This is a genomic window from Massilia sp. 05N420, assembly GCF_056397205.1.
Genome location: NZ_JBFTMX010000170.1, coordinates 1 through 462 on the forward strand (window position 1 = coordinate 1; position 462 = coordinate 462).

Annotated in this window: 1 protein-coding gene; it reads right to left on the bottom strand. The window is 60.8% G+C overall.

Translation table 11 applies throughout. From position 1 onward, the window contains the following. On the bottom strand, positions 1 to 220 hold a 220-nt coding region (locus AC1DIX_RS27825; RefSeq protein ID WP_477328579.1), incomplete at its 3' end, for a DUF2306 domain-containing protein. Positions 221 to 462: the final 242 nt, after the last annotated feature.

The following is a 462-nucleotide window of genomic DNA, read 5'->3' on the forward strand; positions in this document are numbered from 1 at the left end:
GAATGGGGCTAAAACCGTAAAACATGTTGAGCTCGTGAATGAAGAAGGTGGAGAGCGCGGTGATCACCATCAGCCCCATCCAGATCTTGCCGAGCAACCGGTGCCGCGGCGTGCCCTTGGGCCGCGACAGCAGATAGGCGCCGAGCAAGGCAGCGGGCACGACCGTCGCAACATGAATCTGGATTGCAGGCTGCGCATCGAGCAAGGGTTCTAGGGTCATCTACTATCTCCTCGGGAACGCCATGATCTTTCCGCCGGATGCGGCCCGGCGCAAGAGGCGGGCGTCAACTCTTTCGGCTCTTCCCGGGGCCTTGCCGTCAAGCCTTGACGCATCAGCCCATTTTTGCGCCTGATGGCGTCGGAGCGAGGAGAAAATCATGAAGGCCCTGCGTCTGGAAGCAACCGGCAGACTTGCCGTGGTGGAAGCCGAAAAGCCGGTTCCCGGCCCGAACGATATCCTGG